The organism is Rhodohalobacter sp. 614A (assembly GCF_021462415.1).
Lineage (GTDB): Bacteria > Bacteroidota > Rhodothermia > Balneolales > Balneolaceae > Rhodohalobacter.
Window position 1 is genome coordinate 521385 of sequence record NZ_JAKEDS010000002.1, and the last position, 15419, is coordinate 536803.

Sequence of the window (15419 nt, forward strand, 5' to 3'; positions counted from 1 at the left end):
TCACATCGACTCACTCCGTTTGTCTATGTTCTGAATGACAGTTTTTTAAACAACTCGCAACCAATCACTTCGCCGGGACCAGCCCTTTACAATCTTTATATGAATCCGGCTTGAACCTTAGGGAATCTTTTCCTAAATCTTACCCACACGTTCTTTTCAAACAAACCAGTCATTTCATATGAAGAAAACCTACCTTCTTTGGGCAGTTCTTCTGTTAAGTAGTTTACTGCCTCTCTTAGTATTTGCACAAAGCCCCCCGGCTTATGCATTGGAAAATGTAACCATTCATCAAAGTGATGGATCCGTTATTGAATCGGGTACAATTGTCTGGCGCGATGGGGTAATCGAAGCCGTCGGACGAAATGCCGAGATTCCTTTTGATGCTTTTTCGGTTATAGACGGCGGAGATTCCCTCCACGTTTATCCCGGATTTATTGACGGCCTCGGAACCTGGGGAAGTCCCGATCTTCCAAGTCGTCCTGAGCAAGTGGATGATCCCGGAAATCCTGGATATGAGCGCGCAGGAATTCAGCCGGAACGTTCTGGCGGCGAACTTCTGGATGCATCCGGAATCAAAATTACCGATGTGATGAAAGCCGGAATTACCACTGCCAACCTTGGCCTGAAAGGATATATGCTTGCGGGTCAGCCGGATCTCTATTTTCTGAATGGAGAAGAGACCACCGATTATCTTTTTAGAGAATCGACCGGCTATCAATTTGCTTTTCAAGGAGCTGCAGGTGGTTGGTCCAGCCGGGCGTATCCCTCAACCACAATGGGCGTGATGGCACAATTTCGTCAATTGATGTACGATGCAGAGGCCTTACAGGATCATATTCAATATTTTGCGGATGCCAACGGAAATATTCAGGCACCCAAAAGAGATAAGGTTTTGGAGTCTCTGTTTCCGGTCTTAAATGGTGAAGCCAAACTCTTCGCTAATGTAGATTCGCCGGAAGATTTTGAACGATTGATGATTCTGAATGATGAGTTTGGTCTTGACATCATTATCGTTTCCGGGAAATCCATGAACTACAAAGCTTCTGAACTTGAAGAGCTGGGAATCCCTGTATTAGCCTCCATCGAATTTCCGGAAAAACCAAAATGGATGAAGGATGATGAGGAAGATTCCGAAGAAGAATCCATTTCATCGGAAGAGCAAAGCTATCGGGAGCGACAGGAGAAAGCTTATAACTCGGCAATCAAAAATATCAAAACACTTCTGGATGAAGATGTCCGGGTTGGTTTTGCCAGTGCGGGACTGAACGCTGATAAGCTTCTCGAATCTCTCAGAACATTGAAAGAAGAAGGAGATCTTTCGGATGAAGAAATCCTTCAAATCCTCACCGTCAACACGGCCGAAATATTGGAAAGCAGCGAAACACTGGGTCAGTTGGAATCAGGTTTTAATGCAAGTTTTGCAGTGTTTGATTCTCCGTTTTTGGATGAAAAAGCCAAAGTGAAAATGGTCATTTCAAACGGAGAGATTCATGAATTTTAAAAAGAATAGTTATCAGGAAATGAATAAAAGGAAACATAGCTTTTTGAAGATTTCTAAGTCGGTAATGACTCTTTTGAGTTTGGCATTTATTCTGATTGCCGGAGCAATAACACCGGCAGTTGCCCAGGAAAAAGGGTCTGTTTTAATTGAAAATGCCACTGTCCTGACAATAACCGGTGAAAATCTTGAAAACACCGATGTTTTGGTTGAGGATGGAATCATTACTGGAATTGGTGAAGATCTCGATGCTCCCCGTGGAGCGGATCGAATTGACGCAACCGGTAAATATGTGATGCCGGGTATTATCGATGCTCACTCTCATCTCAACGGTGTGGATATCAATGAGGCTACATCGCCGGCAACGCCACAGGTTACGATGAAAGAGTCGATTGATCCGAATGATATTGCCATTTATGCGGCACTCGCGGGTGGAATTACATCCATCAACCTGATGCACGGTTCAGCAAATGTGATTGGCGGACGAAATGCTACGCTAAAATTGCGGTACGGACAAGATCAGCAGGGACTGATTTTTGAGGATGCTCCTCAAACCGTCAAATTTGCACTTGGTGAAAATCCGATGCGAGTCCATGGCGAGAGTTCGAGAATTCATCCAAGTACAAGAATGGGTGTCGAGATGGTGATTCGTGAGTATTTTGATGCCGCGATTGACTATCGAAGAAACCGAACCGAATACCTTGAAGCCAAAGAAGAATATGAGCGAACCAGGAGTGGAACGCCACCGCTACCAGTTGCAAAAAATCTTCGTTTAGAGGTTATCGCCGATATTATTGATGGGAATATTCTGGTTCACTGCCATTCGTATCGGGCCGATGAAATCCTGATGCTTACCCGTGTTTTTGAAGATTATGGTGTGGAAAATTACACATTTCAGCATGCCAATGAAGCCTTTAAGGTGGCCCCTGAATTGGCTGAACATGGTGCACATGCTTCGGTTTTTGGGGATTGGTGGGCGTACAAATTTGAAGTGTATTACAGTACCGCATACAATGCTTCCATTCTGAATGAAAATGGTGTGGTTGTGAGTATCAATTCGGATGATAACGAACTCATCCGGCACCTGAACCACGAAGCCGCGAAGACAATCCGGTATGGAAGCACATCAGAGAATGATGGGTTGAGAATGATCACGCTCAATCCGGCTATTCAGCTTGGAATTGATGAGTATGTTGGCTCTATCGAAGAAGGAAAACAAGCTGATATTACGATCTGGAATGGTCATCCGTTGAGTGTTTACAGCATCAACGAAATGACTTTGATTGATGGTGTGGTTTACTTCGACCGTGAAAATGATGGCGATGATATGAGGTTAGATCGTGCAGTCAGCGCTACCGAAAATTACGAGGATACACAATCCACTGCTTATCAAAGTTCAGGTGGCAGAGATGAAGATGCCTGTATGGAAGGCGTGTTTATGCTTTTCGATTCGCAGGAAAACAGGCAGGCGTTTCACCAGGAATTCCACAATCATACTAAATAACCAGTTCTATGAAGAAAGCAGTTTTATTAACCTTTACGATTGTTTGTATGAGTGCACAATTGCTGTTCGCTCAGATCACGGAAAAACCGGAATTCGGTAAATTTGCCATCACAAATGCAACGATACATACCGTAACCAATGGTACAATTGAAGGCGGCATTGTTTTGATTGAGGATAATTCAATTTCATTTGTGGGCCAAAATGCCAGGATTCCGAATGATTACACCACTATCGACGCAACGGATAAACATGTCTATCCGGGATTCATTGACGCCAACACTCGTCTTGGTCTTGAGGAAGTGGCTTCAGTGAGCTTAACCCAGGATTATGCCGAGGTGGGTGATTTCAATCCCCACATGAAGGCATTTACGGCTGTTAACCCGAATTCAGCTTCCATTCCCGTCACAAGGGTAAATGGAATTACGAATGTGGTTGCCATTCCGGCCTCGGGTGTTATTGCAGGAAAAGCAGTTCTGCTGAATCTTTGGGGATACACACCTGATGACATGGCTGTCAAACCATCCGCCGGACTTCACATCGAATGGCCTTCTGCCATGAAAGGCGGTTTTTGGGATAGCCGATCGGATGAAGAAGTTCAGAAAGAGTTTGAGGAAGATCTCAAAGAACTCAATGACTTCTGGAAAAAAGCAGCCTTCTATGATGAGATGATGAACGAATATGAGCTCGATCCCGGGAATCGTTCGCAACCGGATAAAAACACCAAAATGGAAGCGATGCGGGAAGTTGTGAGCGGAGAAGTGCCGGTCATCATTTCAGTGAATAGTGAAAAAGACATCAAAAATGCACTTGAATGGGCGGAAGAAAACGAAGATGTAAGTGTCATATTTGCAGGCGTTTCAGAAGGCTGGAGGGTTGCTGAGGAATTAGCTGAGGCCGAAATCCCCGTGATAACATCCAGCCAGTATACCATTACCCGGGATTATGATAATTACCAGCGCCCCTATCAAAATGCCGGTTTAATGGCAGAAGCCGGGGTGAAGGTGATGATATCCACCGGTGAAGGTGTTGAAAATGTGCGGAATGTCGGATTTCATGCAGGATACGCCGCCGCGTACGGCATGGGCAAAGAAGAAGCTTTGAAAGCGGTAACCATCAATCCTGCGGAAGCGTTTGGGGTTGGTGATCAGCTTGGGAGTATTGAGGAAGGAAAAACAGCGAATCTCTTTATTTCCGATGGTGATCCATTCGAGCCTATGACGCATATTGAATACGTCTTTATTAATGGATATAAAATCCCGATGACCAGCCGTCATGATCAACTCTATGAAGAGTTTTTAGACCGGGACGCGGTTAATCGATGATGTGATTAGCATGAGAAGTAGTTTTCCGAACTTCTTGATCATGGAATGATGAAGCTCGGAAAAATGGATGCATATTTGATAAGAAGGAGAGAGGATCTCATACAGATCCTCTCTTTTTTTGATAGATGACCGCTACTATCCTGTACACGTATGAAAAAAATAGCTAACTATTTTTTTCTGTTTCAAACTGATCAACATACTCCGTTGGACTCATTTCGTAATACTCTTTAAAAACATAGCTGAAATAGGAGAGGCTTTTATATCCCACTGCGTAGGCTACTTCCGTAATATTCCCCGCTTCTATCAGCAGCAGTTCTGACGCTTTCTCCATCCGGTATTTTTTGATGTATTCGCCGGGAGAGAGATCCGTTTTTTTCTTTAATTTCCTCAAAACCTGGCTTCGGTCCATGTGCAATTGATCGGCCAAATCCTGCACTTTAAAATCAGGGTTGGAAAATTGCTCAGCTAAGACTCCATCAATCTTTTTCAAAAATGGATCATCAGATGATTTTTTTTCACGTTCAACCGAATGGTTTTTAGGATGTTCTTTCTGCAACAATTTCCTGAGCCTATGCCTGGATTCGATCAAATTCTGAACTCTGGCTTTTAAAAGATCGGGATCAAAAGGCTTGGTGATGTAATCATCGGCACCAACTTCCAAACCTTCGATCTGACTTTTTTTCGCGGCTTTCGCGGTCAGGAAAATGACCGGAATAGAAGCCGTCGCTGAATTCTCTTTCAGTTTTCTATTAAACGAAATCCCATCAAGCTCCGGCATCATAATATCGGCAATAATGAGATCCGGCAGATATTTTTCTGCGATGGAAAGTGCCTGGACTCCATTGGCAGCTTCCAGAACACGATAGATTCCCGAAAGTTCTTCAATCAAAAATTCGCGAACATCATCATTATCTTCCACAACCAATATGGTTGTTTGGTCTGTATCCGCAGTTTCTTCAGTATGTTCTTTTTTCTGATACACTTCATGATCATCATAAAAATCAGGAGCAATTACATAGTCTTTTTCTCCCGATTTGAGCTGATCTTCAGTAAAATGATTTTTGCCTTTTTTCAGTCTTACCGTAAATGTAGTGCCTTCACCGGGAACTGAAGAGACAGTCAGATCACCCTGATGAAGTTTTGCAAATTCCAAAGCGAGTGAAAGGCCAATTCCCGATCCTTCATGATAACGGGTTTCGGAAGAATCCACCTGGTAAAACCGGTCAAAAACTTGTTTCTGTTCCGTTTCTGAAATGCCAATACCGGTATCACTGACCTGAATGGTAATATCATTTTCGAGTTCATTCACTTCAACAAGAATACGTCCGCCGGAAGGCGTAAATTTGATGGCATTTGACAGAAGATTCCCTGCAATTTTATCGAGCTTATCTGGATCTGCATAAACGGTCAGGGATTTATCAGGGACTTCAAGAATAAGTTCCAGTCCCTTTTCATCACAGATGGATTGAAACAGTTCGGTAAGATCTCCCAGGAATCGATTGAGATCAATTTTAGCGGCACGCACTTTCAATTTCCCCTGTTCAACATGCGTTAATTCCAGGGTTTGGTTCATCAGTCTCAACAGGCGATTACTGTTACGAAGCATGCGGTCGAGCTCGTGCTGAGTCGGCTCGTCAAATTTTTGTCTGTCTTTCGAAAGAAGCCGTTTTAAAGGACTTATGATCAGAGTCAACGGTGTTCTGAATTCGTGGCTGATATTTGTAAAGAAACGGGTTTTCGCCTGATCCATCTCTTTTAGGCGCTCGGCTTGTTCTTCCGTTTTTTGTTTTTCGTTTTGTAACTCTTCAGTTCTTTCATCAACCAGTTGTTTTAATCGTAGTTCATTCTGTTTGAGGGAACGAACTCTCAGCCGAAAACCGATATACAAAAGGAGTGCGATTCCCAAAATCATCAGGGCTCTGAACCATATCGTCTCATAAAAAAATGGGTCTATGACAATGGTCTGAGTCGCCGGATCGGGATTCCAAACGCCTACATTGTTGGATCCCATGACCTCAAATGTATAACGACCCGCAGGAATATTGGTGTAGGATACAGTCCGGCGGGACCCGGCTTCCACCCACGTATCATTATAGCCTTTTAGTCGATATCGAAACCTGTTTTTTTGAGGTTCCACATAACTAAGAGATGTAAATTCCAGCTCAAAATCCCGTTGGGCTGCTTCAAGGTTGATATCGGATTTTTCGGTGCTTAGGAATGTTTGATCAGGCGTTTGAAGCTGCTCAATATGTATGGGCGGAATCAAATCGTTTGTGATGATCTCAGAAGGATTGAAGACAGTTATTCCACCCTGACCCGGAAACCACATTTGTCCATCGGACGCAAAAATTCCGGGTGATTGTACGCCCCCATTTCCCTCACGATTGCGAAGTCCATCACTTTCGGTATAGGAAACCCCATTGATGGATTTAATTTCACCCTGATGAAAAGCTTCAAGTTGTTCCTTTGAAACCGTAAAAATCCCCCGGTTGGTATTGAACCAGAAATTGCCATCATCGTCCATCAAAACAATGTGGATCACATAATCTAGCAGGCCGTCGCTACGGTCATAATGGGTGATGGTTGTAAAATCCGGCTGGCTATCTTTTATCTCCAAACGAATCAGTCCGATGTCTTCGGTGCCAATCCATAAAACATAATTTTCGGGATTTGACCCCGGTTCAATAAAAAGAGAGCGAATCAGATCGCTTTTTAAGCCACTATTTGAACTGTATAGGTCAAAATTTTCATCTGAGTAATTTGCGATTCCACCGCCATTCGTAGCAATCCAAACAGAACCATCCGGCGCATTCAAGAAAAATCTGGCAGCAAAATCTGTAAAACCATTTGTACTGTTAAAGATTTTCCACTGGTCATTTTTCTTTCGAAACAATCCGATGTTTGAGCCCAGCCATAAATCTTCATTTTTATCCTTCCAGATCGCATGAACAGTTGCATTCATGAGACTCTCCGGTTCGAGCACTTTTTTGAATTGATGGGCTCCGGGATTGAGTTCGAAATATCCATTATTGATAACCCCGGCAAGAATTTTACCATCATCTTGTTGCAGAAGAGAACGGATCGCTACGACATTTTCATTTTCGAAATCATATAATTCACTGATAGCTCCACTGTTGATATGGACCACACCCGGACCAAAAAGTCCAGCCCAGACAGTCCCGTTATCATCCTCCATTAATGGATATACATTATTCCCGGGCAGCCCGTTTTCCGTGCTGTAAACTGTAAAAGGATTCGGCTTTATTCTGTATAAACCATCCATTGCCGTACCTACCCATAAATTTCCCTCGTGGTCAAACAGATAACTGTTAATATCATCTTTGATTTCAAGAACCAATTCATCTTCATGGAAAATTTTATTTCTTGTGAATGTCCACTTCTCTCCACCTTGACTGGTAAAAAAGGATTCCCCCAGAGAGTAGGTTTCTCCCACGCCCCGTTTGTAATGGTTGGCAATGGGCCCGCCAAAAAGGAAGAACCCATTATCGAACTCTTCATAAGGAATTGTTTTCCCATTGGTTTGCATTTGCAGGAGATTGGCATCAGGATTCGATTCGTTTGAAGAACAACAGGGCTGAATTTTTCCATTTTGAAAGGTGTATAAATCCCCATCAGATGCTATCCACATCACACCGGAGTTATTTTCATACAACGGATAAAATTCAAATGGAACCAGGGCTGTAAACATGCGTTTTGTCTCTCCATTCGCATATCGATACACATCCTGAGTGGTTCGATCCATATACCAGATGGCGCCATTTTTTTGCACAAATATCCGATGGATGTTCCCCTTAATGATTTCCGGCTCAAAGGGTTGAAGCTTCTTTCCATCATACACACTGATGCCTTTATCCGTACCAAACCAAATGTTTCCATCCGGCCCTTTTGAGAGCTGGTAACACAGTGAGCCATTCAGTCCGTCTTCTTCTCCAATATGTTTGAATGTTCCATCCGAAAAGCGGACGAGAAATTCCTGTTCGGTTTCCAGCCATAATGAACTGTCTGCCGCCTGTTGGAAATTCTGAAATCGGTTGGTTGGCAGATCGGGATATTCTTCGGTCTGATAGACTTTAAACTGAAGTCCGTCAAATCGCACCAAGCCATCAAAGGTTACAAACCATAAGTATCCATCCTGGGTTTGATGAATTCTTAGTGCATTATTCACCGGCAGTCCATCTTCCATTCCCCAGCGGTCAATAACAAAAGAGGGGTGATAGATACGGCTTTGAGCCTGTGCGGTAAGTGTAGCTGTCAGAATTAAAAAACTGCTAACGATCAGCTTTAAAGGAAGATGAAATAAAGATGTCTTCGGAAGATGCATGAGCCAGAATTTACCGCTGGGATGTCTTAGCTGATGGAATAGTTCGGTTTAATGTAGCAGACTTTTTGTAATTAATCAGGTTAAAAAAAATCAACTTATTGAAATGAATCCAACAAAATTACACCTGTTACATTCAGAACAGAAAAACCGTGTTTCAATCTGATTAACACACTTTTGCATCCTCATCTAAAACTTTTACACCATTTCTGATAACTCTTCTGCATGCATTTTCTGTACAATAGATGCAATTCGTGAACACAATGATACATGACCATAAAACAAACCAACCCGGATTCTGAAAATCAGAAACCGACGGATTCATCACACTCAAAAAATGATAAACAGCAGAAATGGCATCATTCTTCTTCCAGGACAGAAGTGGATGCTCTAAAAGCTATACTCAAAAAAAAGAAAAGCCGGGATGATGACGACTCCGACCAAAAGTGACAGCCTTCTTATATGCATAAATCCAATACAACCTCTATGAATTATCCACCTTTTCAATCCGTCTCGCAATCCTTCAAACAGTTATTCGTTCCGGAAAAAACTTCTGTTCGGTTTACAGTTCAAATCATTCTCTTGATTGTCCTTTTTTATTTTCTGGGAGGATTAGCCTTCAGTCAAACTATTTATGTGGATATTAATGCATCCGGTTCCAATAATGGCACTTCCTGGGCGGATGCCTATGCTGATTTACAGGATGCGCTTGGTGCCGCTACCGGAAGTAATGAGATCTGGGTTGCCGAAGGGACCTATATTCCCGGATCCACCCGGAATGACCATTTTGTGATTTCCAGCAGTCAGAACGGTTTAGAAATATATGGGGGATTTCCAACCGGCGGGGATTCATTCAACAATCGCGATTGGGAAAATTATGAAACGATTTTGAGCGGAGAGATCCAGGATGATAACGATAGTTCTAACAACAGTTATCATGTAATTGAGACGATTGATATTTCAACCGGAGTCATTGTGGATGGATTTACCATCACCCAGGGAAATGCCAACTCCTCAAGCACCTTTGACAGATATGGTGGTGGGTGGTTCAATCAGGCTACAACCGGAAATACATCCAGCCCTACCATTCGTAATACTGTTTTTATAGAAAACCAAGCTAACTATGGTGGTGGAGGAATGATAAATCTTGGAATGGGTGGAGTTGTCTCACCGCTGTATGAAAACGTTACGTTCTCTCAAAATTCTGCCGCTTCCAGCGGCGGGGCAATATACAACACAGCCGTTAGTGGTGGAATCGCATCCCCTGAGTATATAAACTGTACCATCATTAATAATACAGCTCCCTCAAATGGTGGTAATGGTGGTGGTGTCTATATTAGTTTATCGAATGGGTCCGGCTTAACGGCATTCACAAATTGCCGTATAGCAGGAAATAGTGCAGCCGATGGCGGTGGATTATATTTTCTCGCAAACAACGGCGGAGATGGAACAATCACAATTACCAATAGCCTTATCACCGGGAACCGTGCAGCAGGTTTTGGAGGCGGCATGTACAGTACCAAACAATCAGGCAGTTTGCCCTCGCATATTATCACCAACACCACGTTTGCCAGTAACCATGCCGAAGGTTTTGGTAGTGCCATGATGAGCAATGGAAGCCAGGACAGCCCCCGTTTTATAAATAGCCTTTTCTACAATAATACTACCGGGGGCGGTTCTAACTTTGTATTTTTAACCAATAGCGGAGGAACATCGTACATTACTCATTCTATGTTTCAGTCGAGTTACAGCAGTCTGAACGAAGGCTGCACCAACTGTATCGATCAATCAGGAGGAGGGAATGTTTACGAAACGAATCCTCAGTTTGTGGATGCTCCTTTAGGCACAGCTGCTCCCACAACAGCGGGTGATTTCTCTCTTCTCATTACTTCGCCGGCGATCAATCAGGGAGATCCATCCACAGACTTTTCTATCTTTTTGGATGATGGAGGAGAAGAAATAGATTTTGCAGGAAATCCCCGGTTGTATGATGGAGATCCCTCAACCGACTTGATTGATATGGGGGCTTATGAAGTACAGGATGAGCCGTTTACCATTACACTTACCGGCGGGGAAGACTGGCGGATGCTTTCCTCTCCCATCGATGGCTTTTCGTATGAAGAACTGCTTGAAGACTTCTGGACCCAGGGAGGAACGGGCGCCGATTGGAGTGGCGGAACGCCCAATATTTACACATGGGCGACCGATCAGGATGGAAATAGTCCCATCGACTGGGCTCCTCTTACCGACCTTACCGCGACCATTCCAGCTGGCAGTGGCTTTTTGATGAGTGTGTACAGTGATGATGATTATGATGAAGATCCCGAAGGATTTACGAAAACGATTCAGCCTCACGGTCCGATTCGAAACGGAAATATATCCCCGAACATGAATTCAACTTCCGGGGGATGGTCACTTGTGGGAAATCCATATGTATATCCGGTGGACTTTTCTGAATTAAACACTTCTGGATTAACCGGCGTGGCATACGTTTTTGACCGCAATTACAGCGGCTCTGATGGTGGCGATTCCAATGGAAATACCGGCGGATGGCGCAGTAGCAATGGCAGCTACGGCGATTTGACCGATGGAATCATTCATCCCGCGCAGGGATTCTTTGTACAAAACAGCGGAAGCAGTGGCTCACTCACCTTTACCGAAGCCAGCCAGACTACCGGTGGACAGTTCTACGGAAAAGAAAAAGAGTTACAAAATTTTGTTCGATTAGAGCTCAAAGGAGAAGCAGGATACAATTCGGCCTGGATTCGATTCTCTTCCGAGGGAGCTAACAAACAAATCTACGGAGATGCCCTGGAATTGCAACCTTATTCCGAGAATTACACACTTCTTGGTACAAGAAAAAATGATGGCACATTGCTGGATATCGCCCAATTCTCTTTGCCAGAACCATCCACTGAAATCCCGCTGGCAGTAGAAGCGACCATCCCCGGAACCTATCATCTGTCAGCAACAGATATCGATCTTCCGGCGGGAACACAATTCTATTTGCATGATCGCCAAACCGGGCAAACCATGTTGATTGACGAATCGCTCGACTATACTTTCACCATTTCGCAGGCTCAAAAATCCCCGGTATCACCCCGGGAAATGACATTTAAAAATGGACCAATGAAAGCCATAAGTGTTCAATCGGATCGGTTTGTCATCAGCACATCCATGAGCGATAAGTTTCCAAACGAGCTCCCCGGAAAAATTGCGTTAGGGCAAAACTACCCGAATCCGTTCAATCCAGCAACGGTTATCAGTTATCAGCTTCCAGCCACCAGTGAAGTGCGTTTAGAAGTCTTTGATATGCTGGGTCGACAGGTTGCAACCCTGGTTGAAGGATCTGTAGAAGCCGGAAATCACCAGGTCAACTTTGATGCCGGAAATCTCACAAGCGGCGTCTATCTGTATCGGCTGACCGCCCACGGTGCAAACGGATCGAATCAAATCTTCACCAGAAAATTAACTCTTATTAAATAGCAAAGTATTTAGTATTCAAAACCAAAAAACAACCATCATGAAACGGTCACATTTTTTTATTGCACTTTGTGCGGCCATTTTTTTGGCTCTCATTATCATACCAAATCGGGCATCTGCTCAGGCCCCTCCGCCTCCGCCGTCTAAACCGGAACAAACTCCAATTGATGGCGGCCTTTTCTTGTTGGCAGCCGCAGGTGGAGGATATGCTATTAAAAAGTTACGGCAATCTGAGAAATAGTTTTCATTGAGTGTGCCTGAAAGAGTGTTTGAGCGGAAAATAAGATTCGCCTGTACACTCTTTTAACGCCACTGAAAACTCAATTTAGCTCACCGCCTGCATTAACCATGCACAAATATATGCTGCGTAGGTTCCAAGAGCATATCCTAAAACGGCCAGCAATACTCCAACCGGCGCAAGTGCAGGGTGAAACGCCGATGCTACCACCGGGGCGGAGGCTGCTCCTCCAATATTTGCCTGGCTTCCTACTGCTGTAAAGAAAAAAGGAGCTTTAATCAGTTTTCCAACGGAGAGGAGCAAGGTTATATGGATCAAAATCCATACGGCACCGACAATGAAAAACCCAGGTGCGTCCAGTATGGAAGAGATGTCCATTTTCATTCCGATGGTCATCACCAGGATGTAGATAAAAATACTGCCGATTTTTGAAGCACCGGCGCCTTCCAGTTCACGAATCTTCGTGAGCGATGCAATGAGTCCGCCCGTGGTAGCAACGACGATAATCCAGAAGAAAGAAGAATCAAGGCTAAACTGTTCCAGAACCGGTGCATTTTCTGAAATCCAGGGAGCAATGGTATCTCCCGCGATATGACCGATCGCTGTAATTCCAAAAGCTACGGCACCCAATTTTACCAAATCCAAAAACGAAGGTACTCTGGCGATGCTGGCACGATATTCCTCAATATTGTTTTTTAATTCGGTAATGGCAGATGAATCTGCCTTGAACCAGCCATCTACCCGGTCAGAAATTCCGGCGCCATAAAGTAGAAATGCCATCCAGATGTTTGCAACGATTATATCGACGGTAACCATGGCCCCAAATAGTTCATCGCTTGGACCGAATACTTCGTACATGGCCGCCTGATTTGCACCGCCGCCAATCCAGCTTCCGGCAATGGTGGAGAGTCCGCGCCAAACGGCTTCGGGTCCGGCTCCGCCAACCACATCAGGATTGAAAAATCCTACGATTATAATTGCAAGAGGTCCGCCAATCAGGATTCCTGTCGTTCCGGTTAAAAACATGATGATTGCTTTCGGACCGAGATTTAGAATTCCTTTAAAATCAATACTCAAGGTTAACAAAACCAAACAGGCCGGAAGCAAATAACGGGAAGCCATAAAATAGAGATTCGAATCCGCTTCCGAGACCACACCAAACGTGGTCAATAAAGAAGGAATGAAATAACACAGGAGCAGGGCAGGAACAAACGTATAGAATTTTTGCCAGAATGGATGTTCACTGTTTGATGTTATGAAAATGACAGCAAGAATTACCATGAGAAGTCCGAAAACAATGGCATCATTTGTCAGGAGTGCAACGGCAGGTGTTAAAATCATAGAGTTCGGTTATCTTTTAATTGGTTGTGATCTTGCTATTGTCATTGCGAACGGAGTGAAGCAATCTCTTATCGTATTTTGAATGTGGAGATTGCTTTGCAAGCTCGCAATGACCAAAAGTAATTAGTAGCTTTTCAAAAACTTTTTATAATGCATATAGAATCAAGCGGGTTATTTTGTGATTCAAAGAAATAGAATATACCAATGAAAGAAAAGATCAAAATTGCATCAGGACAGGGTTTTTGGGGAGATCTTCCCAAAGCGCCAATCAATCAGGTAAAAAAAGGGTCAATAGATTATTTGGTGATGGATTATCTCGCGGAAGTAACGATGTCGATCATGCAAAAACAGCGCATGAGAAATGAAAATTTTGGTTATGCCCGGGATTTTGTGGATGTGATTGAAGCGATTCTGAATGAAATTAAACATGATGGAGTGAAAGTAATATCTAACGCAGGAGGCGTGAACCCGAATGCCTGTAAAGATGCGATTCTTCAAGTTGCTCAACGTGCCGGCGTAACCGGATTAAAAATTGCCGTGGTGGATGGAGATGATATTTTGCCGCATTTGGATAAACTCCTAAAGGAGGGACACAAACTTCAAAATATGGAAACCGGAGAATCGATCAAGACAGTGAAGGACGATCTGCTCAGTGCAAACGTCTACTTTGGCTGCCGACCGATTGTTGAGGCTTTGGAAAAGGACGCTGACATTGTGATTACGGGCCGGGTGACAGACACCGGGTTGACACTTGCCCCGATGGTTTACGAGTTTGGATGGGATTTCAAGGATTATAATCTGATGGCCGCCGGAACCATCGCCGGACATATTATTGAATGTGGCGCTCAGGTTAGCGGTGGAAATTTTACAGATTGGGAAACAGTGGATGATTTTGTTGAAATTGGATTTCCAATTATTGAAGCGTATCCGGATGGTACTTTTTTTGTAACAAAACACGTAAATACCGGCGGCCTTATCTCGGAAATGACGGTTAAAGAACAGCTTCTGTATGAAATCGGAAATCCAAAAGAGTACATCACTCCGGATTGTATTGCGGATTTTACTACCATCCAGGTTCAACAAGATGGAGAGAATCGTGTGAAAATATGGGGAATTGAAGGAAAGCCGGATACTCCCACTTATAAAATTTCAGCAAGTTATATAGATGGTTATAAGCTCTCATCCACCCTGATTTATAGCTGGCCGGAGGCACTGAAAAAAGCCAAAGCTGCCGGAGATATTTTGTTGAAGCGTGCAGAAAAACTGGGGATATCATTTCGGGAAACGAATATCGAATTTGTAGGGTTGAATTCCTGTAACGAAGATGCGATGGAACTTGAAAAAGATCAAAGTGATTTAAATGAAGTTCAGATGAGAATCTCCGTGCATGGTGAGTCAAAAGAAGACCTGGATCGGTTTGGAAAAGAAATTGCCCCACTGATTTTAACAGGCCCCAGCGGTGCGACGGGTTTTGCGGGTGGTCGACCCAAAGCGAGTGAAGTGGTAGCTTATTGGCCCGCTCTTTTGGGAAAAAAAGCATCAACTCCCAGGGTTAATTTATATGAGGTTTGATAGATGGCAGACAATTTCATTATTCAGAGTCGAACCAGGTCGAAATAACTCAAAATGGCCTGGGAAATAATGGAAGAAGTAGAGTCAATCATTCATTAACTTCTTTCACGACCTTTTAATCT

Annotated in this window: 9 protein-coding genes; 7 read left to right on the plus strand and 2 right to left on the minus strand. The window is 43.7% G+C overall.

Features of this window, described 5'->3' with window-relative positions; all coding sequences use genetic code 11:
• The first annotated feature begins 178 nt into the window (after positions 1-178).
• The 3 genes from L0B18_RS11030 (at position 179) to L0B18_RS11040 (ending at position 4324) form a co-directional block, all read left to right on the plus strand.
• Entirely contained in the window at positions 179-1501 is a 1323-nt protein-coding gene (locus L0B18_RS11030) for an amidohydrolase family protein (RefSeq protein WP_234571830.1), read from the plus strand.
• A gap of 64 nt (positions 1502-1565) precedes the next feature.
• Positions 1566-3002, plus strand: coding sequence for an amidohydrolase family protein (locus tag L0B18_RS11035; protein ID WP_370647585.1), 1437 nt, complete (start codon positions 1566-1568; stop codon positions 3000-3002).
• 8 nt (positions 3003-3010) lie between these two features.
• Positions 3011-4324 carry an amidohydrolase family protein gene (locus L0B18_RS11040; RefSeq protein ID WP_234571832.1) on the plus strand — a complete coding sequence of 438 codons (1314 nt, stop codon included), beginning with the start codon at positions 3011-3013 and terminating at the stop codon, positions 4322-4324.
• Between the two features lie 163 nt (positions 4325-4487).
• On the opposite strand, the gene L0B18_RS11045 is transcribed toward L0B18_RS11040, so the two are convergent.
• Positions 4488-8666, minus strand: coding sequence for a hybrid sensor histidine kinase/response regulator transcription factor (locus tag L0B18_RS11045; RefSeq protein ID WP_234571833.1), 4179 nt, complete (start codon positions 8664-8666; stop codon positions 4488-4490).
• A 267-nt stretch (positions 8667-8933) separates the two neighbouring features.
• On the opposite strand from L0B18_RS11045, the gene L0B18_RS11050 reads away from it, so the two are divergent.
• Genes L0B18_RS11050 through L0B18_RS11060 form a run of 3 tightly spaced genes read left to right on the plus strand, consistent with a single transcriptional unit; the run spans position 8934 to position 12387 of the window.
• Complete coding sequence (locus L0B18_RS11050) at positions 8934-9113, plus strand: hypothetical protein (RefSeq protein WP_234571834.1); 180 nt, start codon at positions 8934-8936, stop codon at positions 9111-9113.
• Between the two features lie 36 nt (positions 9114-9149).
• Entirely contained in the window at positions 9150-12149 is a 3000-nt protein-coding gene (locus L0B18_RS11055; RefSeq protein WP_234571835.1) for a T9SS type A sorting domain-containing protein, read from the plus strand.
• A 37-nt stretch (positions 12150-12186) separates the two neighbouring features.
• Positions 12187-12387, plus strand: coding sequence for a PID-CTERM protein-sorting domain-containing protein (locus L0B18_RS11060; RefSeq protein ID WP_234571836.1), 201 nt, complete (start codon positions 12187-12189; stop codon positions 12385-12387).
• Positions 12388-12471: 84 nt separating this feature from the next.
• Here L0B18_RS11060 and L0B18_RS11065 read toward each other — a convergent pair whose 3' ends face one another.
• Positions 12472-13725 carry a DUF819 family protein gene (locus L0B18_RS11065; protein WP_234571837.1) on the minus strand — a complete coding sequence of 418 codons (1254 nt, stop codon included), beginning with the start codon at positions 13723-13725 and terminating at the stop codon, positions 12472-12474.
• Positions 13726-13929: 204 nt separating this feature from the next.
• Here L0B18_RS11065 and L0B18_RS11070 point away from each other — a divergent pair, with 204 nt between their 5' ends.
• Positions 13930-15297, plus strand: a complete 1368-nt coding sequence (locus L0B18_RS11070; RefSeq protein ID WP_234571838.1) for an acyclic terpene utilization AtuA family protein — start codon at positions 13930-13932, stop codon at positions 15295-15297.
• The last annotated feature ends 122 nt before the right edge of the window (positions 15298-15419 follow it).